Here is a 17,865-nt window from a genome sequence, read left to right as displayed (position 1 = left end):
GATTCTTTTAAACGCGAAGTATAACCAGCCTGCGAGCAAATCTGGATCCATTCTGGGACTAGCGTCACACTTGGCCATATTGCTGGCCATGGCGCAGCCAGCGGTCGAGCAGCGGGCTGACATGGTCCGGCCAGCGGGCCACCAGGGCCTGGGCGGCATCGCGCACAGCCGGTAACAGGTCGGCATCGCGCATCAGGTCGGCGACCTTGAATTGCAGCAGGCCGGTTTGGCGTGTACCCAGCATTTCGCCGGGGCCACGCAGTTCGAGGTCTTTCTCGGCAATGATGAAGCCGTCGTTGGTCTCGCGCATGATCCCTAAGCGTTCGCGGCCAATCTGCGACAGTGGCGGGTGGTACAACAGCACGCAATGGCTGACGGCACTGCCCCGGCCAACCCGGCCGCGCAGCTGGTGCAACTGGGCCAGGCCCAGACGTTCTGGGTTTTCGATGATCATCAGGCTGGCGTTGGGGACGTCCACGCCGACTTCGATGACCGTGGTCGCGACCAGCAGCTGCAATTCGCCGGCCTTGAACTGGGCCATGATTTCGGCTTTTTCCGCAGGCTTCATGCGGCCGTGGATCAGGCCCACACGCAATTCGCCCAAGGCGCTGCCGAGTTCTTCATAGGTGCTTTCGGCGGCCTGGCAGGTCAGCTCTTCGGATTCTTCGATCAGGGTGCACACCCAGTAGGCCTGACGCCCCTCGGCGCAGGCGGCGCGAACCCGTTCGACCACCTCAAAGCGGCGGCTGTCGGCTACCAGCACGGTGTTTACCGGCGTGCGTCCAGGGGGTAATTCGTCGAGCACCGAGGTGTCCAGGTCGGCGTAGGCGCTCATGGCCAAGGTGCGCGGAATAGGGGTGGCGGTCATGATCAGCTGGTGCGGGCACAATTCGCCTGCCACGCCTTTCTTGCGCAGGGCCAGGCGTTGCTGCACGCCAAAACGGTGCTGCTCGTCGATGATCGCCAGGGCCAGATGCTTGAACTTCACTTCTTCCTGGAACAGCGCGTGGGTGCCGACCACCATGGGCGCACCGTTGGCGATCTGCTCCAGGGCGCTGGCCCGGGCCTTGCCTTTGAGCTTGCCGGCCAGCCAGGCCACTTCGATGCCCAGCGGTTCGAGCCAGCGCTTGAAGGTGATGAAGTGCTGTTCGGCGAGGATCTCGGTGGGCGCCATCAGTGCCACCTGATAGCCCGCTTCCAGCCCTTGCAGTGCTGCCAGGGCGGCAACCACGGTCTTGCCGGCACCGACATCGCCCTGTACCAGGCGCATCATTGGCTCGTGCTGGCTGAGGTCGTAGGCAATTTCGTTGGCCACGCGCTGCTGTGCGCCGGTAGGCTGAAAGCCCAGGTTTGCCAGGTACTGCGCCTGCAGGCGCGTGGCCTTGGGCAGCACCGGCGCCCGCAGGCTGCGCAGGCTCTCGCGCAGGCGTTGCTGCGACAACTGGTGGGTCAGCAGCTCTTCAAAGGCCAGGCGGTGCTGGGCCCAGTGCTGGCCTTCGGCAAGTTCATCAAGGTCGGCGTCGGCCGGCGGGTTGTGCAGGTAACGGATGGCATCGTCCAGCGGCGCCAATTGGTAGTCCCGGGCCAGCTCGTCAGGCAGCCAGTCGGGCAGGCTGCGCGGGCCAAGCAGGCCCAGGCTCTGCTGGCACAACAGGCGCAGGCGTTGCTGGGTGAGGCCTTCGGTGGACGGGTAGATCGGCGTCAGGGTCTGTTCCACCGGTGGCGGCGGCTCGTCACCATTCAGTGCGCGGTACTCCGGGTGGTAGATTTCCAGGCCCGAGGCACCGGGGCGGGCTTCGCCGTAGCAGCGCAGGTGGGTGCCACGTTTCAGGCCTTCCTTCTGCGCGTTGCTGAAGTGGTAGAAGCGCAGGCTCAGCACGCCGGTGCCGTCACCCAGGCGCACCACCAGGCTGCGTCGCTTGCCCATGGTCACGTCGGCGCCGCTGACCACGCCCTCGATCACGGCATCCTGCCCTGGGCGCAATTGGCCGATCGGCACCACACGGGTGCGGTCCTGGTAGCGCAGGGGCAGGTGGAACAGCACATCCTGCAGGTTCTCCAGGCCGACCTTGGCGAGTTTTTCCGCCATGGCCTCGCCAACGCCCTTGAGTACCGTGACCGGGACCTTCGACAGCTCACTCATGACTCAGGCCGTTTGTTCCGCAGGGGCTTTGGCGACCGAGCACAGGCGGATCGAGTCGGCGAGGATCTCGATGGCCTTTGGCCGCGGGAAGCTGGCGCGCCAGGCGATGGCCACGGTACGGAACGGTGCCGGTGCCGTCAGTGGGCGAACTTCGATGACCCCAGGTGCATAGTGGTGGCTGTGCACCGCCGACAGCGGCAGGATCGACACGCCAAGGCCCGACGCCACCATGTGGCGGATGGTTTCCAGCGAGCTGGACTCGACGGTGGTGTGCCTGGCGCCTTCGCCCCCCTTGTTCAGGGTAGGGCAGGCTTCCAGTACCTGGTCGCGGAAGCAGTGGCCCTCACCAAGCAACAGCAGGCTCTTGTCGTTGAGCATGGCGGTGTCGATGGTCTTTTTCGCCGTCCATGGGTGGTCGGCGGGCATCAGGGCGCAGAACGGCTCATCGTACAGCGGCAGGGTCAGCACATCGGCTTCGTTGAACGGCAGGGCGATGATCACCGCGTCCAGCTCGCCGTTACGCAGCTTTTCACGCAGTACGTGGGTGAAGTTTTCTTCGATGTACAGCGGCATCTGCGGCGCTACGCGATGCAGTTGCGGAATCAGGTGCGGGAACAGGTACGGGCCGACGGTATAGATGGCACCGACCTTGAGCGGGGCAGTCAGCTGGTTCTTGCCGGCCTGGGCCAGCTCGCGGATGCCCTGGGCCTGCTCCAGTACCTTCTGTGCCTGGGCGACAATGCTCTCGCCGACGGGGGTCAGGCGTACCGCGCTTTTGCTGCGCTCGAAGATCAGAACGCCAAGCTCATCCTCGAGCTTCTTCACACCGACCGACAGGGTCGGCTGGCTCACATGGCAGCGTTCGGCGGCATGGCCGAAATGCTGTTCCTGGGCGAGTGTGACGATGTAGCGTAATTCTGTGAGGGTCATAACGTGCGTCCATGAAGTTGCGGGCCCAGCATAGCGGCTGCAATCGATAGACGCACGTTATCAGACTTGCCGATTTGTGACAGAAGCAAAAGTCTTAGCGGCGGTCCAGCGAGTAGACGAACGGTGCCACGACTTCGATCGTGCCATTGTTCAGCAACTCGGGTGGCGGCTTGGGTACCGTGCCGGCCCGACGGATCATTTCAAGGGTTGCCCGGTCCAGTGCGGCACTGCCCGACCCACCTGCCATGGAGTACGACACGACCTTGCCTTCGGCGTCGACCACGAAGCGCAGGCGGTTGATGCCTTGCAAGCCGCGACGGCGCGCGTCTTCCGGGTAGCGCTTGTACTTGGCCAGGTGGCGCAGCAGGTCGCTCTGCCAGGTTGGCAAGGCGTTGCTGTTGGACGCAATGCTCGGCGCCGGTGCCGCGGACTTCTGCGGTGGCGTATTGCTGGGCGGTGCGTCTACCGTTTGCTCGGTAGGTGGCGCTTCCTTAGGCGGCTCAGGCTTTTTCTCGGGCTTCGGCGGCTGGGGCTTGGCCTTCGGCTTGGGCGGCTTGGGGATGGCGATCTTGGGCTTGGGTGCTTCCGCCAGCTTGGGCAACGGCGGTTCTTCGACCGGTGCCGGTGGCTGCGGAGCCGCTTTCGGTGGTGGTGGTGGCGCAGGCTCCGGTAACGGTGCCAGCTCCACCATCATCGCTGCCGGGGGCAGCTCGATGGCCTGAGGCACCGACCAGTTGAGCGTCAGCAGCACGGCGACCACGTGCACGCCCAGCACGATCGCCAGGCTGCCACCGTAGCGCGCCATGTTTGAGCGCGTTTTCGTCATTTCTTGGCTGCCGTCTCGAGACCTACCAGACCGACCTTGAGGTAGCCGGCCGCCCGCATGTTGTTCATCACTTCCATCAGGTCGCCGTAATCCACGCCTTTGTCAGCCTGGAAGAAGATGGTGGTTTCCTTGTCACCCTTGGTCTTGGCGTCGAGCATCGGGCCAAGCTGGTCGGGCGCCGCAACCTGATCGTCGCCGACGTACAGCTTCTGGTCGGCCTTGACGCTGACGAACACCGGTTTCTCGGGCCTGGGCGCCGGCTTGGCGGTTGAAGCCGGCAGGTCGACCTTGATGTCGACCGTGGCCAAGGGGGCAGCGACCATGAAGATGATCAGCAGCACCAACATCACGTCGATGAACGGCGTAACGTTGATTTCGTGGTTTTCGGCGAGGTCGTCGCCACCTTCGTTGAGATGCAGGCCCATGGCTTACCCCACTTTCACCATGTGCGGGGCGGCGCGCTCGCTGCCCTGGTGGTCCAGGTCACGGCTGACCAGCAGCAGTACCTGAGCGGAGGCGTCGGACACCTGGGCCTTGTAGCCAGCGATGGAGCGGGCGAAGACGTTGTAGATGACCACAGCCGGGATTGCAGCGACCAGGCCCAGGGCGGTGGCCAGCAGGGCTTCGGCGATACCTGGGGCAACCACCGCCAGGTTGGTGGTCTGGGTCTTGGCGATGCCGATGAAGCTGTTCATGATGCCCCACACGGTACCGAACAGACCGACGAAAGGCGCGGTGGAGCCGATGGTGGCGAGCACGCCGGTGCCGCTGCTCATGGTGCGGCCGCTGGCGTGCACCAGGCGCTCCAGACGGAAGCTGACGCGTTCCTTGATACCTTCTTTTTCGCGGGCGTTGGCCGACAGGCGCATCTCTTCGAGGGCATCGTGGACCAGGGTATGGGCCAGGGTACCTTCCTTGTTGGAGACTTCGCTCGCGTCTTTCAGGGTGGTGGATTTCTTCAGCTGGGCGATTTCGCCACGCAGGCGACGTTTGGCGCCCATCAGCTCGAAGCCTTTGGCGATCCAGATGGTCCAGGTAATGATGGAGGCGATGGCCAGGCCGATCATGACGATCTTGACCACGATATCGGCGTTTTTGTACATGCCCCATGGGGACAGGTCGTGGGCCATGCCCAGCGAGGTGTCTTCAACCAGGGCCTCAACGTTCGGGTCTACCGCAGCCGGTGAAGCAGCAGCGTTGGCAGCAGGAGCCTGCGCATCGGCAGCCGGGGCAGCAGCAGGTGCGGCCGGGGCAGTGGCAGCAGCAGGCGCGGCGGCGTTGGCGGTTGGCTCATCGGCCATGGCCACCGGGGCCAGCACCAGGCTGAGTGTCAGCGCGGCGATGGCGCGCCAGGCGCGCGACGGGGTTGGCGAAGCGGAAGGTTGAATACGTGTCATGCTGGCCGGACCTGATGAAGAAATAAAGTGAGCGTTCTCCAAGGCCTCGAGGTAGGCCGAGAACAAATTGGCGGCCATTATTGCAAGTAATTCTTGTTAACAAAAGTAATCTTGTTGCTTTTTTCGCCTATGGTCTAGCCATCCATCGTGTAGCGTGGGTGGGCTGATCAATTGGTCTAGGGAGTTCAGAGATGTCAGACCTTTCCGTGATGGTGGTGGGTTGTGGTGATGTAGGTGGGCGTCTGGCCCTGCAAATGCTGGGTAAAGGCTGGCAGGTAAGCGGCTTGCGCCGCGCTGTCGGGCAGCTGCCTGCGGGCGTTCAACCGGTTGCCGCGGACCTGGCCGAACCGTCGATCCCGCAAGCCTGGCCACAGGGCACGCTGGATTATCTGGTGTACTGCGTGGCGGCCAGCCAGCACGACGAGGCCGGTTACCAGGCGGCTTATGTGGATGGCTTGCGCCATGTGCTGGCCTGGCTGGCCGAGCGAGGCCAGCGCCCCCGTCGCCTGTTGTTCGTCTCCAGCAGCAGCGTGTATGCGCAGAAGGACGGCGAGTGGGTCGAGGAAGGCGCAGCCACAGAGCCCGAAGGTTATTCCGGGCGTGTGATGCTGGAGGCTGAACGGCTGGCGCTGGCCAGTGGTATCCCGGCGAGCGTGGTGCGCCTGACCGGCATCTATGGCCCAGGCCGCGAGTGGCTGTTGAGCCAGGTGCGCCAGGGTTACCGTGTGGCCGAAGAGCCGCCGCTGTATGGCAACCGCATTCATGCCGAAGATGCCGCCAGCCTGTTGGCGTTTCTGCTGCAGGCCGATGCGGATGGCAAGGTGCTGGACGACTACTACATTGGCGTTGATGACGACCCGGCGCCCCTGGCCGACGTGGTGGCCTGGCTGCGGGCATACATGGGGGTTACCGAGTGGTCCGATGAGCAGCGGGTACGGCGTACTGGCAGCAAGCGCTGCAGCAACGCCCGGGCCCGGGCGCTGGGCTGGGCACCGGAGTACCCAAGCTACAAGGAAGGGTATGCAGCCATCCTGAAAGGAGGGCGTTGAATTTACCGGCCTCTTCGCGGGTAAACCCGCTCCCACAGGGGTATCACAAGGCCTGAAGACAGTGATTACCCGCTAAGAGGCCAGTGCATTCAGTGCAAATGCAGCAGGATTCAGTTCTGCTCCAGCACCCACTGGCGCTTGCCCGCCGCCAGCTCCGGCATTTCATCCGGTTGCGCACGGTTCACTGCCTGGAAAATCTCCAGCTTGTCGCCAGTTCGCTTGATGATGAACGGTGCACCACGCTGGTTACGCTCCAGCCACAGGCTGTCATTGCTGCCGCCCATGGTCGCGCAGTCACCTGCCAGGCACAGGGCAAAACGGTCCGGCCCCGGCAGGCCGGTGACGTTGCCGGTGTCGCTGAAGCGCACGCTGGCACCTTTGCCCTCACCTTCGACCACCTTCCAGTTGCCGCCCAGGTAGGCCTGGTACAGCGCTTTCTCGAAGCTGCTGCCCAGCGGCGCATTGGCAGTTGCCGGCGCCTTGGCACGCACGAAGGTCTGCTTGGCGCCACGCTGGTCGACGGCTTGCAGCTCGTCACCGTCGAGCGACAGCTGCTCGGTCTGGCCGCCCTCGAAGCTGGCCTGCCATTGCTTTTCGTTGCTGCTCAGCTGGCCGTCAGCGGCCTCGAAGCCATTGCTGTAGCTGGCCTGCTGGCTGGCAACGTCGAGCTTCCATTCGAACACGGGGCCGTGTTCATTCAGCGCTTGGCGCAGGCTGCCGCCCTTGACCGCTGCAGTGATGGCCTCCTGGTTGATCCAGGTGCCGTTGAAATCTTCGGGTTTGTGGCTGGCGCAGCCGCCCAGTAGCAGGGCTGCCAGCGCGATGGGCAGTGCTTGACGCATGACGGGGTAACCTTGCAAAAGGAGGAGTGACGGGCAGGGCGCCCGTCACCGGGGCATCACTCGATGACCAGGATGGCGTCCATTTCGACCTGGGCACCTTTCGGCAGCGCGGCAACGCCGATGGCGGCACGGGCCGGGTAGGGTTGCTCGAAGTAGCGGCCCATCACCTCGTTGACCTTGGCGAAGTGGCTCAGGTCGGTGAGGAAGATGTTCAGCTTGACGATGTCCTTGAACGAACCGCCAGCGGCTTCAGCCACGGACTTGAGGTTCTCGAATACCTGCACGGTCTGGGCTTCAAAGCCTTCGACCAGTTCCATGGTCTTCGGGTCCAGCGGGATCTGGCCCGACATGTACACCGTGTTGCCGGCCTTGATCGCCTGCGAGTAGGTGCCGATGGCGGCAGGGGCCTTGTCGCTCGTGATGACGGTCTTGCTCATGATGACTCCTTGCGGTTGGCGGACTACGTACGCATGCGGGTGATGCGGACCACGCCGGTCAGGGTACGCAGCTTCTTGATCACACGCGCCAGGTGCACACGGTCGTGCACGCTGACCACCAGTTGGACCACGCTGATGCGGCCATCGCGTTCGTCCATGCTGATCTTCTCGATGTTGCCGTCGGCGGCGTTGACGCTGCTGGCCAGCAGGGCAATAAGGCCGCGCTGGTGCTCCAGTTCGACACGCAGTTCGACATTGAACTCACCGGTGATGTCCTTGGCCCAGGAAAGCTGCACGCATTTTTCCGGGTTGTGGCGGATTTCACTGATGTTGCGGCAATTTTCCAGGTGCACGACCATGCCCTTGCCGGCCGACAGGTGGCCGACGATCGGGTCGCCAGGGATTGGCGTGCAGCATTTGGCGTAGCTCAGCACCAGGCCTTCGGTGCCACGGATCGCCAACGGGCCTTCCGGCGCAGGCAACTGCTCGCCGTCAGCCGACAGCAGGCGGCGTGCGACCACGTAGGCCATGCGGTTGCCCAGGCCGATGTCTTCGAGCAGGTCTTCGATCAGTTCCAGGCGGTACTCGGCGAGAATCGCCTGGATGCGCTCCTGGGGGATTTTATCCAGGCTGCTGTCAAAGCCGGTGAGTACCTTGTTCAGCAGGCGTTCGCCCAGGCTGATGGACTCGGAGCGGCGCTGTTGCTTCAGGGCGTGACGGATGTGCGTACGCGCCTTGCCGGTCACCACGAAGTTGAGCCAGGCCGGGTTCGGCCGAGCGCCGGGGGCGCTGACGATTTCCACCGTCGAGCCGCTTTGCAGCGGTTCGGACAGCGGCGCCAGGCGGCGGTTGATGCGGCAGGCGATGCAGCTGTTGCCGACGTCGGTGTGTACCGCGTAGGCGAAGTCCACCGCCGTGGAGCCTTTGGGCAGCTCCATGATGCGGCCTTTGGGCGTGAACACGTAGACCTCGTCCGGGAACAGGTCGATCTTCACGCTCTCGATGAATTCCAGTGAGTTGCCGGCACGTTGCTGCAACTCGAGGATACCCTTGACCCACTGCCGCGCGCGGGCATGGCTGCCCTTGGGCTGCTCGTCGTCGTTGGACTTGTACAGCCAGTGCGCGGCGATGCCGTTGTTGGCCATCTCTTCCATTTCGCGGGTGCGGATCTGGATTTCGATGGGCACGCCGTGCATGCCGAACAACGTGGTGTGCAACGACTGGTAGCCGTTGGCCTTGGGGATCGCGATGTAATCCTTGAAGCGACCAGGCAGCGGCTTGTACAGGTTATGCACGGCGCCGAGCACGCGGTAGCAGGTGTCGACCTTGTCGACGATGATGCGGAAGGCATACACGTCCATGATCTCGTTGAAGGCACGGCGCTTGCCGCGCATCTTCTTGTAGATGCCATAGAGGTGTTTCTGCCGGCCGCTGACCTCGCCTTCGATGCCGTCGGCAGCCAGGCAGTTGGCCAGCGAGTGTTCGATCTTGGCGACGATCTCTTTACGGTTGCCGCGTGCGCTTTTCACCGCCCGGTGAATCAGCGACGAGCGCATTGGGTGCATGGCCTTGAAACCCAGGTCCTCGAACTCCACGCGCACGGTGTGCATCCCCAGGCGATTGGCGATAGGGGCGTAGATTTCGAGGGTTTCCTTGGCAATGCGCCGGCGTTTTTCGCCGGACAGCACTTCCAGGGTGCGCATGTTGTGCAGGCGGTCGGCCAGCTTGACCAGAATCACGCGAATGTCGCGGGCCATGGCCATGGCCATTTTCTGGAAGTTTTCGGCCTGCGCCTCGGCCTTGGTCTCGAAGTTCATCTGGGTCAGCTTGCTGACCCCATCGACCAGTTCGGCCACCGTCTCGCCAAACTGCTGGCTGAGGGCTTCCTTGGCGATACCGGTGTCTTCGATCACGTCGTGCAGCATGGCCGCCATCAGGCTTTGATGGTCCATGTGCATGTCGGCGAGGATGCTGGCCACGGCCAGCGGGTGTGTCACGTAGGGCTCGCCGCTGCGGCGGCGCTGCCCATCGTGGGCCTGTTCGGCGTAGAAATAGGCGCGCCGGACCAGGTTGACCTGTTCGGGGCCAAGGTAGGTCGACAGCCGTTCGGCCAAGGCTTCTATACCCGGCATGGGTTGACCTCCTGCGGAGGAAGAGGGCCTTGCGCCGTGCGACGTCGACCTGGCATCAATCAGACAGCCTCGTTGTTCTCGTCCTCGAAGGCGGCGAAGACCGGATCCTCGGTGACGATCTCTTCAGCGGCGATGAACTCGTTGGTGACGATGCCTTCGGCGATTTCACGCAGGGCAACAACGGTCGGCTTGTCGTTTTCCCACGCTACGCGTGGTTCTTTGCCGCCGGTCGCCAGCTGGCGAGCGCGCTTGGTCGAGAGCATGACCAGCTCGAAGCGGTTATCCACGTGTTCCAGGCAGTCTTCAACAGTTACGCGGGCCATGGTCTTCCTCAGTAGCAAATGCGGTGGGCGTGCAGCCCAGTAATGGGCAGGCGGACTCGATAGTATAAAAATTCACCAGCCAATAGGGAAGCGCTGTTTTGCCGGGCGGTCACCTTGAAGCACTGTGTTTGCTTCTTCGCGGGTAAACCTGCTTCCACAGGCACCGCCTACCCTGTGGGAGCAGGTTTTGCCGCGAAAGTGCCGGACCAGACAGCCGCAATACTTGAGCCCGACGATAACCTCAGAGCATCGCGCCACGCAACCGCGGCGTCAGCTCTTCGAACAAGGTCTGCACCGAGCGCAGCGCCCGGCAATCCGGCCGGGTCAGTAGCCAAAGCTGAGTGTCGCAACCCGGTAGCGGTCCGCTCAGCGCTTCAACGCCGGGCAGGGCGTGCACCATGTAATCCGGCAGCGCCGCCACGCCCAGGCCGGCGGTTACCAGCTGGGCGATGGTCGACATCCCGCTGCACTGGTAGCGCGGGCTCAACCCAGGGTGCTGCTGGTTGCGCCAGACCACCGTGGGGTGGTCCTGCATCGAGTCGTCGGGGGCGATCCATGGCACGCTGACGGCCGATTCTGCCAGGCGCTCGCGCCACTGCGGCTGGCCGCAAACCACATAGGATGTTGACCCCAGGTTGCGACCTACCAGGTGCTCCGGTGGTGTATTGGTCAGGCGCAGGGCAATGTCGGCGTCACGCCGGCTGAGGTTGGCGAAGGTATTCGAGGTGCCCATCTCCAGCGACAGGGCCGGGTAGTTGGGCATGAACTCGGCCAGCGCCGGCAGCAGCAGGCTATGCATCACCGCCTCGGTGCAGGTCACCCGCACCGTGCCGCTGACCACCTGCTCGCCACTGGTCATGGCAATGCGTGCCGCCTCCAGCGCCTGCTCGGCGCGCTCGGCCTGCTCGGCCAGTGCCTGCGCGGTGTCGGTCGGCAGGTAGCCCTTGCGGCTCTTGACGAACAAGGCGGTGCCCAGCGCCGACTCCAGCCGGCGGATCGAGCGGAACACCGTCGAAACGTCGACTTTGAGGAGCTCGGCGGCCTTGGCCAGCGAGCGGCCACGCTCCAGTGCCAGGACCAGGGAGAGGTCGGCGTGGGTGATCTGATATTGCATTGGTGCACGCTCTGCTTGCCGAATTGCCAATGTCTGTTGCGTCGGGGCCATTTTATAGTGAAACCGCCCCCCGGAATCAATGCGTCCGGTCGGGTAACCAATCCCCACGATGGGAAAGTGAAAAAAACAACAGCTGCAACCATCGTCGCCCGTGAGGCGCCAGCCGTATCCCCACATCGCCGCAGCACATCAAAGGATGTACACCATGACGTCGGTAACCCCGTGCGCCAGTTCTTCCAGCGAGATGAATGACTTCCTCCAGGCCCATCCGGACACACAGTACGTCGACCTGCTGATCTCCGACATGAATGGCGTGGTACGTGGCAAGCGCATCGAGCGGGCCAGCCTGCACAAGGTGTACGAGAAAGGCATCAACCTGCCGGCTTCGCTGTTCGCCCTGGACATCAACGGTTCCACGGTCGAAAGCACCGGCCTTGGCCTGGACATTGGCGATGCCGACCGCATCTGCTTCCCGATCCCCGGCACACTGTCGGACGAGCCATGGCAGAAACGCCCCACCGCCCAGCTGCTGATGACCATGCACGAGATCGAAGGCGCGCCGTTCTTTGCCGACCCGCGTGAAGTGCTGCGTCAGGTGGTGAGCAAGTTCGACGACCTGGGCCTTACGATTTGTGCTGCGTTCGAGCTGGAGTTCTACCTGATTGATCAGGACAACCTCAACGGCCGCCCGCAGCCGCCGCGCTCGCCCATTTCCGGCAAGCGTCCGCAGTCGACCCAGGTGTACCTGATCGACGACCTCGACGAATACGCCGACTGCCTGCAGGACATGCTCGAAGCGGCCAAGGAGCAGGGCCTGCCTGCCGATGCCATCGTCAAGGAAAGCGCCCCGGCGCAGTTCGAGGTCAACCTGCACCACGTGGCTGACCCGCTGAAGGCCTGCGACTACGCGATCCTGCTCAAGCGGCTGATCAAGAACGTGGCCTACGACCATGAAATGGACACCACCTTCATGGCCAAGCCCTACCCGGGCCAGGCAGGCAACGGCCTGCACGTGCATATTTCGTTGCTGGACAAGAAAACCGGCAAGAACATCTTCTCAAGCGATGACCCGCTGCAAAGCGACACGTTGCGCCACGCCATTGGTGGTGTGCTGGAGACGATGCCGGCATCGATGGCCTTCCTCTGCCCGAACATCAACTCCTACCGCCGCTTCGGTGCGCAGTTCTATGTGCCCAATGCGCCGAGCTGGGGCCTGGACAACCGCACCGTGGCCGTGCGCGTACCTACCGACAGCAGCGACAACGTGCGCCTGGAACACCGCGTGGCCGGCGCCGACGCCAACCCGTACCTGATGCTTGCGGCAGTCCTTGCCGGCGTGCACCACGGCCTGACCAACAAGGTCGAGCCGGATGCGCCGATCGAAGGCAACTCCTACGAGCAACTGGAACAGAGCCTGCCGAACAACCTGCGTGATGCCCTGCGCGCGCTGGACGACAGCGAAGTCCTCAACCAATACATCAGCCCGGACTACATCGATATCTTCGTGGCCTGCAAGGAAAGCGAACTGGCCGAGTTCGAAGTGTCGATCTCCGACCTTGAGTACAACTGGTACCTGCACACGGTGTAAGCCCATGAGCGCAAATGCGGTCCCCCTGATCGGTGTCAGCGCCTGCCGCCAGCAGGTGGGGAAGAACTCGTCGCATACAGTAGGCGACAAGTATGTCGAGGCGGCCGGCTTTGCCGGTTTGCCGCTGATCTTGCCGGCCCGTGACGGCGGCAGTGACACGCAGGCGCTGCTGGCCCGTCTGCACGGCATTGTTTTTACCGGCTCGCCTTCAAATATCGAACCGCATCATTACAATGGCGCCCCTAGCGCGGCGGGTACCCGGCACGATCTGGCGCGCGATCGCCTGACCCTGCCGCTGCTGCAGGCGGCAATTGCCGCTGGTGTGCCGGTGTTCTGCATCTGCCGTGGTTATCAGGAACTGAATGTGGCGTTGGGTGGCAGCCTGCACCAGCGCGTGCAGGAATTGCCCGGTTACCTTGACCACCGCGAACCTGAGGACGCACCCCTGGAGGTGCAATACGGCGCTCGTCACCTTGTCGGCATCGAGCCAGGCGGGTTGTTCGAGGGCCTGGGGCTGGCTGAGCAGTTCGAGGTCAACTCGCTGCACAGTCAAGGTATCGAACGCCTGGCGCCCGGCCTGCGTGTCGAGGCGCGGGCCCCGGATGGCCTGATCGAAGCGGTGTCCATGCCCGCAGCGCCGGGCTTTGTGCTCGGCGTGCAGTGGCACCCGGAATGGCGCTTCACCGAAAACCCGGTTTCGCTGCGCCTGTTTCAGGCGTTTCGCGAGGCCTGCATTGCCTACGCAGCACGGGAGGGCGCACGGCAGGAAACAGTCTGACGTCAGCCGAAGGTCTCGGATGACCGGTCCCCGGCAGCAAGCTTTCAATGAGTGAAAGCAGGCCTTGTGCGCAAGGCCTGCGAAAACAATTCCAAAATTTACGGCAAATACTCATGAGCAATTATACAGAAGCCGGCCGCCCACCCGATGTGACGGCCGACGCAGGCAACACCCAGCGCGGCAAGGGCTTGGCCAAAGGCCGCTTGGGCCTGCTGGCCAGCGTGGTGCTGGGCATTTCCACCATCGCCCCGGTCTACACCCTGACGGGCGCCCTCGGCCCGACCGTGCGCGAGGTGGGTGCCCACCTGCCAGCGGTGTTCATCGTCGGCTTCCTGCCGATGCTGCTGGTGGCCCTGGGCTACCGCGAGCTGAACTCGGCAGAGCCGGACAGCGGTACTTCGTTTACCTGGTCGGCGCGTGCCTTTGGCCCGATGATCGGGTGGATCGGCGGCTGGGGGCTGGTGGTCGCCACCACCATCGTGCTGTCGAACCTGGCGGGTGTAGCCGTCGACTTCTTCTACCTGTTCCTTGGCCAGATCACCGGCAAGCATGAGCTGGCAGCATTGGCCGACAATCTGTTGATCAACATCAGCACCTGTTGCGTGTTCATCGGCCTGGCCGTGTGGATCTGCTGTCGTGGCATCGCCACCACCATGACCGTGCAGTACGGCCTGGTGGCCCTGCAGTTGCTGGTGCTGATCGGCTTTGCCTTCGCCGCCTTCGGCGGCACCACTGCGCCGCCACCGCTGGCGTTCGATTTCGCCTGGTTCAACCCGTTCGGTGTCGAGTCGTTCTCGGCCTTTGCTGCCGGGCTGTCGCTGTCTATCTTCATTTTCTGGGGCTGGGACACGTGCCTGACCGTCAGCGAAGAGTCGGTGGGCAGCGAAGAGGTGCCGGGCAAGGCTGCCACCTGGACCGTTATGTTGATCCTCGGGCTGTACCTGTTCACCGCTATCGCCACTCTGCAGTTTGCCGGTATCAGCGAAACCGGGCTGGGCCTTAACAACCCACGCATCCAGGAGAACGTCTTCGCCCACCTGGCCGGCCCGGTCATGGGGCCGCTGGCGATCCTGATGTCCATCGCCGTGCTGGCCAGCACCGCGGCGTCGCTGCAGTCCACCTTCGTGGCGCCGGCGCGGACTCTGTTGGCCATGGGTTACTACGGTGCGGTACCGCAGAAGTTTGCCAGCGTCTGCCCGCGTTCGCAGACCCCACGCTACGCCACCATTTGCGCTGGCCTGGCAGCAGGCCTGTTCTACGTGACCATGCGTACCCTGAGCGAGAACGTGCTGGCGGATACCATCACCGCGTTGGGCATGATGATCTGCTTCTACTATTCCCTGACCGCGTTCGCCTGCGTCTGGTATTTCCGCGACAGCCTGTTTGACAGCCTGCGCCACTTCATCATGCGCGGCCTGTGCCCGTTGACAGGTGGGGTGATCTTGTCGGTGATTTTCGCGCGCACCGCCATCGACAGCGCCTCGCCGGACTTCGGCAGTGGCTCGCATGTGGGCGGGCTGGGGCTGGTGTTCGTGATTGCCGCGATCATCTCGGTGCTCGGCATCGGGCTGATGATGCTGTCGCGCATGCGCGCGCCGGCTTACTTCCTGGGGGCTACCCTGCGTCAGCAGGCTACCCTGCCGCTGCAGGAATGACTGGAAGGGGCTGCTCTGCAGCCCATTCGCGGGACAAGCCCGCTCCCACAAATACTGCGCCGACATTGAAGGCAGCGGTTGTCCTGTGGGAGCGGGCTTGTCCCGCGAATGGGCCGCAAAGCGGCCCCATCGTTTTCAGCCAACCAACTGTTTCAGCAAGGCCCCGTGGCGCTGCTGCTGTTTCTTCAGCACCAGGCGATTAGAACGGAACACCGACTTCAAATCTTCCAGCGCGACGTCGAAATCATCGTTGATGATCACGTAGTCATACTCGTCGTAGTGCACCATCTCGCTCACCGCTTCCTTCATGCGCCCAGCGATGATCTCTTCGCTGTCCTGCCCACGGCCGTCCAGGCGCTGACGAAGGGCTTCCTGGCTTGGCGGCAGGATGAACACCGACAATGCCTGCGGCATCAACTTGCGCACCTGCTGGGCGCCTTGCCAGTCGATTTCCAGGATCAGGTCATAGCCCTGGTCCAGGGTGTGCTGCAGTGCACTGCGCGAGGTGCCATAGAAGTTGCCGAACACTTCTGCATGCTCCAGGAAGTCGCCTTGCTGGATCAGCGCCTTGAACTCCTCATGGACAACGAAGTGGTAGTTCACTCCGTGCTCCTCGCCCGGGCGCATGGCGCGAGTGGTGTGCGAGACCGAGACGCGGATTTGCTGGTCGTCCTTGGTCAGGGCCGTTACCAGGCTGGTCTTGCCGGCGCCCGAAGGGGCCGAAACGATGTAGAGGGTGCCGCTGCTGTGGTTCATGGTCGGGGTGGCCTTACTCGATGTTCTGTACTTGTTCACGCATCTGTTCGATCAATACCTTCAGGTTGACCGCCGCTTGCGTACTGCGTGGGTCGAAGGCCTTGGAGCCGAGGGTGTTGGCTTCGCGGTTGAGTTCCTGCATCAGGAAGTCCAGGCGCCGGCCGGCGGCGCCGCCACCCTTGAGCACCCGACGCACTTCGGTGACGTGGGTGCTGAGGCGGTCGAGCTCCTCGGCCACGTCGCTCTTCTGGGCCAGCAGCACCATCTCCTGCTCCAGGCGCTGCGGGTCGAGTTCGGCCTGCATGTCGCCGAAACGGTCGAGAATCTTCTGCCGCTGCGCCGCCAGCATCTGCGGCACCAGGGCGCGCAGGGTGGTGACTTCGCTGGTCATGTTGTCCAGGCGCTCGTTGATCAGCCGGGCCAGTTCCTGGCCTTCGCGCTGGCGGCCAGCCTTGAGTTCGGCCAGGGCTTCGTCGAACAGTGCCATGGCCTCGGCGTTCAGCGCCTGTGGGTCGCTGGTGTCTGCCACCAGCACGCCTGGCCACGACAGCACTTCCAGCGGGTTCAGCGGTGCCGGCTGCTTGATCAGGCCGGCCACTTCCTCGGCGGCGGCGACAAGCTGTGCGGCGCGCTCGCGGTCTACCTTCAGCGGCTTGCCGTTGCTGTCTTCATTGAGGCGCAGGGTGCATTCCACCTTGCCCCGTGAAAGGCCCTGGCGCAGGCCTTCGCGCACGGCGCCTTCGAGGTCGCGCAGGGCCTCGGGCAAGCGCAGGTGGGGTTCCAGGTAACGGTGGTTGACCGAGCGCAGCTCCCAGATCAGGGTGCCTTGGCTGCCGGCGCGCTCGACACGAGCAAAAGCGGTCATGCTGTGCACCATGGGGAGTACCTCGCGTAGATGTATGAACGGTGGGAGCCTCTCGGCTGCAAGGCGCAGGATTGTAGCGCAGTGGGGCCTCGGCGCCCAATCCACCCATGTTACAGAGGGGTGGCCACGGCAGTCGGAAAAGGCGACGGGCTGTGTCGGGCGCGACAATAGGCATGTCTTCCCCGCGCTGCGGGCTCTATAATGCTCGGCAGATTCAAAGTCCCAGTACAGGTATCCCAGATGAAACGTCCAAGTGGTCGCGCCGCCGATCAGCTCCGCTCGATCCGCATCACCCGCAACTACACCAAGCACGCCGAAGGGTCGGTACTGGTCGAGTTCGGTGACACCAAGGTCATTTGCACGGTCAGCGTGGAAAACGGTGTGCCGCGCTTCCTCAAAGGCCAGGGCCAAGGCTGGCTCACCGCAGAGTACGGCATGCTGCCGCGTTCCACCGGCGAGCGTAACCAGCGCGAAGCCAGCCGTGGCAAGCAGGGTGGCCGCACCCTGGAAATCCAGCGCCTGATCGGCCGTTCGCTGCGCGCTGCGCTGGACATGAGCAAGCTGGGTGACATCACCCTGTATGTCGACTGCGACGTGATCCAGGCCGATGGCGGCACCCGTACCGCGTCCATCACCGGTGCCATGGTCGCCCTGTGCGACGCCCTGGCGGTAATCAAGAAGCGCGGTGGCCTTAAGGGCGGCAACCCGCTCAAGCACATGATTGCTGCCGTGTCGGTAGGCATGTACCAGGGCCAAGCCGTGCTCGACCTGGATTACCCGGAAGACTCCGCTGCCGAAACTGACCTGAACGTGGTGATGACCAGCGCCGGTGGCTTCATCGAAGTGCAGGGCACCGCTGAAGGCGCGCCGTTCCAGCCGGAAGACTTCAACGCCATGCTGGCGCTGGCCCAGAAGGGCATGAACGATATCTTCGAGCTGCAGCAGGCGGCTCTGGCTGACTGACTGTTTGGGGCCGCTGCGCGGCCCATTCGCGGGACAAGCCCGCTCCCACAAGATTTGTACAGCTTTC

17 protein-coding genes are annotated in these 17,865 nt (G+C 63.6%); 5 read left to right on the top strand and 12 right to left on the bottom strand.

Going from position 1 to position 17,865, the window contains the following annotated elements:
* Nucleotides 1–64: 64 nt before the first annotated feature.
* The 5 genes from recG to exbB form a co-directional block, all read right to left on the bottom strand.
* On the bottom strand, nucleotides 65–2,143 hold the full coding sequence (gene recG, locus AC07XM_RS09945; RefSeq protein WP_016489833.1) for an ATP-dependent DNA helicase RecG: 2,079 nt from the start codon (nucleotides 2,141–2,143) through the stop codon (nucleotides 65–67).
* Nucleotides 2,144–2,146: 3 nt separating this feature from the next.
* Nucleotides 2,147–3,073 (bottom strand): hydrogen peroxide-inducible genes activator, encoded by a 927-nt coding sequence (locus AC07XM_RS09940; RefSeq protein WP_016489832.1) that lies wholly within the window; start codon nucleotides 3,071–3,073, stop codon nucleotides 2,147–2,149.
* Nucleotides 3,074–3,167: 94 nt separating this feature from the next.
* Complete coding sequence (locus tag AC07XM_RS09935) at nucleotides 3,168–3,899, bottom strand: energy transducer TonB (protein WP_016489831.1); 732 nt, start codon at nucleotides 3,897–3,899, stop codon at nucleotides 3,168–3,170.
* Nucleotides 3,896–4,324, bottom strand: a complete 429-nt coding sequence (exbD, locus tag AC07XM_RS09930; protein ID WP_003253367.1) for a TonB system transport protein ExbD — start codon at nucleotides 4,322–4,324, stop codon at nucleotides 3,896–3,898. The genes AC07XM_RS09935 and exbD overlap by 4 nt, the downstream gene beginning before the upstream one ends.
* Nucleotides 4,325–4,327: 3 nt before the next feature.
* Nucleotides 4,328–5,296, bottom strand: a complete 969-nt coding sequence (exbB, locus tag AC07XM_RS09925; protein WP_024717847.1) for a tonB-system energizer ExbB — start codon at nucleotides 5,294–5,296, stop codon at nucleotides 4,328–4,330.
* A gap of 191 nt (nucleotides 5,297–5,487) precedes the next feature.
* On the opposite strand from exbB, the gene AC07XM_RS09920 reads away from it, so the two are divergent.
* Nucleotides 5,488–6,345, top strand: coding sequence for an SDR family oxidoreductase (locus AC07XM_RS09920; protein WP_095116240.1), 858 nt, complete (start codon nucleotides 5,488–5,490; stop codon nucleotides 6,343–6,345).
* Between the two features lie 110 nt (nucleotides 6,346–6,455).
* On the opposite strand, the gene AC07XM_RS09915 is transcribed toward AC07XM_RS09920, so the two are convergent.
* The 5 genes from AC07XM_RS09915 to AC07XM_RS09895 all read right to left on the bottom strand — a co-directional run bounded on the left by AC07XM_RS09915 (nucleotide 6,456) and on the right by AC07XM_RS09895 (nucleotide 11,193).
* A complete protein-coding gene (locus AC07XM_RS09915; RefSeq protein ID WP_016489828.1) occupies nucleotides 6,456–7,187 on the bottom strand; it encodes a hypothetical protein in 732 nt (243 codons plus the stop codon).
* Nucleotides 7,188–7,243: 56 nt separating this feature from the next.
* Complete coding sequence (locus AC07XM_RS09910) at nucleotides 7,244–7,624, bottom strand: RidA family protein (protein ID WP_016489827.1); 381 nt, start codon at nucleotides 7,622–7,624, stop codon at nucleotides 7,244–7,246.
* A gap of 23 nt (nucleotides 7,625–7,647) precedes the next feature.
* Complete coding sequence (gene spoT / locus AC07XM_RS09905) at nucleotides 7,648–9,756, bottom strand: bifunctional GTP diphosphokinase/guanosine-3',5'-bis pyrophosphate 3'-pyrophosphohydrolase (RefSeq protein ID WP_016489826.1); 2,109 nt, start codon at nucleotides 9,754–9,756, stop codon at nucleotides 7,648–7,650.
* Nucleotides 9,757–9,815: 59 nt separating this feature from the next.
* Nucleotides 9,816–10,079, bottom strand: coding sequence for a DNA-directed RNA polymerase subunit omega (gene rpoZ, locus AC07XM_RS09900; protein WP_003253383.1), 264 nt, complete (start codon nucleotides 10,077–10,079; stop codon nucleotides 9,816–9,818).
* Nucleotides 10,080–10,320: 241 nt separating this feature from the next.
* Nucleotides 10,321–11,193: a LysR family transcriptional regulator gene (locus AC07XM_RS09895; protein WP_016489825.1), complete on the bottom strand. Its 873-nt coding sequence runs from the start codon at nucleotides 11,191–11,193 to the stop codon at nucleotides 10,321–10,323.
* Nucleotides 11,194–11,398: 205 nt separating this feature from the next.
* Here AC07XM_RS09895 and AC07XM_RS09890 point away from each other — a divergent pair, with 205 nt between their 5' ends.
* The 3 genes from AC07XM_RS09890 (at nucleotide 11,399) to AC07XM_RS09880 (ending at nucleotide 15,214) form a co-directional block, all read left to right on the top strand.
* Nucleotides 11,399–12,781: a glutamine synthetase family protein gene (locus tag AC07XM_RS09890; protein WP_016489824.1), complete on the top strand. Its 1,383-nt coding sequence runs from the start codon at nucleotides 11,399–11,401 to the stop codon at nucleotides 12,779–12,781.
* A 4-nt stretch (nucleotides 12,782–12,785) separates the two neighbouring features.
* Nucleotides 12,786–13,559 (top strand): gamma-glutamyl-gamma-aminobutyrate hydrolase family protein, encoded by a 774-nt coding sequence (locus AC07XM_RS09885; protein WP_102689001.1) that lies wholly within the window; start codon nucleotides 12,786–12,788, stop codon nucleotides 13,557–13,559.
* A gap of 113 nt (nucleotides 13,560–13,672) precedes the next feature.
* Nucleotides 13,673–15,214: an APC family permease gene (locus AC07XM_RS09880; protein ID WP_102689002.1), complete on the top strand. Its 1,542-nt coding sequence runs from the start codon at nucleotides 13,673–13,675 to the stop codon at nucleotides 15,212–15,214.
* A 135-nt stretch (nucleotides 15,215–15,349) separates the two neighbouring features.
* Here AC07XM_RS09880 and gmk read toward each other — a convergent pair whose 3' ends face one another.
* Together gmk and AC07XM_RS09870 are read right to left on the bottom strand one after the other, a co-directional pair.
* A complete protein-coding gene (gmk, locus tag AC07XM_RS09875) occupies nucleotides 15,350–15,970 on the bottom strand; it encodes a guanylate kinase (protein WP_016489821.1) in 621 nt (206 codons plus the stop codon).
* 13 nt (nucleotides 15,971–15,983) lie between these two features.
* The gene (locus tag AC07XM_RS09870; protein ID WP_016489820.1) at nucleotides 15,984–16,847 is read right to left on the bottom strand and encodes a YicC/YloC family endoribonuclease; all 864 of its coding nucleotides are present in this window, start codon (nucleotides 16,845–16,847) and stop codon (nucleotides 15,984–15,986) included.
* 228 nt (nucleotides 16,848–17,075) lie between these two features.
* On the opposite strand from AC07XM_RS09870, the gene rph reads away from it, so the two are divergent.
* On the top strand, nucleotides 17,076–17,798 hold the full coding sequence (gene rph, locus AC07XM_RS09865; RefSeq protein WP_095116236.1) for a ribonuclease PH: 723 nt from the start codon (nucleotides 17,076–17,078) through the stop codon (nucleotides 17,796–17,798).
* Nucleotides 17,799–17,865 lie beyond the last annotated feature (67 nt).

This window comes from Pseudomonas sp. GW460-LB5 (genome assembly GCF_059423245.1).
Note: the sequence above shows the minus strand (reverse complement) of the source record. Positions and strands in the feature narration are given on the sequence as shown.

Coding starts and splice junctions, on each gene's coding strand:
- AC07XM_RS09910 (WP_016489827.1), bottom strand. CDS start 7,624: ATGAGCAAGACCGTCATCACGAGCGACAAGGCCCCTGCCGCCATCGGC.
- AC07XM_RS09940 (WP_016489832.1), bottom strand. CDS start 3,073: ATGACCCTCACAGAATTACGCTACATCGTCACACTCGCCCAGGAACAG.
- AC07XM_RS09915 (WP_016489828.1), bottom strand. CDS start 7,187: ATGCGTCAAGCACTGCCCATCGCGCTGGCAGCCCTGCTACTGGGCGGC.
- spoT (WP_016489826.1), bottom strand. CDS start 9,756: ATGCCGGGTATAGAAGCCTTGGCCGAACGGCTGTCGACCTACCTTGGC.
- AC07XM_RS09870 (WP_016489820.1), bottom strand. CDS start 16,847: ATGGTGCACAGCATGACCGCTTTTGCTCGTGTCGAGCGCGCCGGCAGC.
- AC07XM_RS09920 (WP_095116240.1), top strand. CDS start 5,488: ATGTCAGACCTTTCCGTGATGGTGGTGGGTTGTGGTGATGTAGGTGGG.
- AC07XM_RS09890 (WP_016489824.1), top strand. CDS start 11,399: ATGACGTCGGTAACCCCGTGCGCCAGTTCTTCCAGCGAGATGAATGAC.
- exbD (WP_003253367.1), bottom strand. CDS start 4,324: ATGGGCCTGCATCTCAACGAAGGTGGCGACGACCTCGCCGAAAACCAC.
- AC07XM_RS09880 (WP_102689002.1), top strand. CDS start 13,673: ATGAGCAATTATACAGAAGCCGGCCGCCCACCCGATGTGACGGCCGAC.
- rpoZ (WP_003253383.1), bottom strand. CDS start 10,079: ATGGCCCGCGTAACTGTTGAAGACTGCCTGGAACACGTGGATAACCGC.
- gmk (WP_016489821.1), bottom strand. CDS start 15,970: ATGAACCACAGCAGCGGCACCCTCTACATCGTTTCGGCCCCTTCGGGC.
- rph (WP_095116236.1), top strand. CDS start 17,076: ATGAAACGTCCAAGTGGTCGCGCCGCCGATCAGCTCCGCTCGATCCGC.
- AC07XM_RS09935 (WP_016489831.1), bottom strand. CDS start 3,899: ATGACGAAAACGCGCTCAAACATGGCGCGCTACGGTGGCAGCCTGGCG.
- AC07XM_RS09885 (WP_102689001.1), top strand. CDS start 12,786: ATGAGCGCAAATGCGGTCCCCCTGATCGGTGTCAGCGCCTGCCGCCAG.
- exbB (WP_024717847.1), bottom strand. CDS start 5,296: ATGACACGTATTCAACCTTCCGCTTCGCCAACCCCGTCGCGCGCCTGG.
- AC07XM_RS09895 (WP_016489825.1), bottom strand. CDS start 11,193: ATGCAATATCAGATCACCCACGCCGACCTCTCCCTGGTCCTGGCACTG.
- recG (WP_016489833.1), bottom strand. CDS start 2,143: ATGAGTGAGCTGTCGAAGGTCCCGGTCACGGTACTCAAGGGCGTTGGC.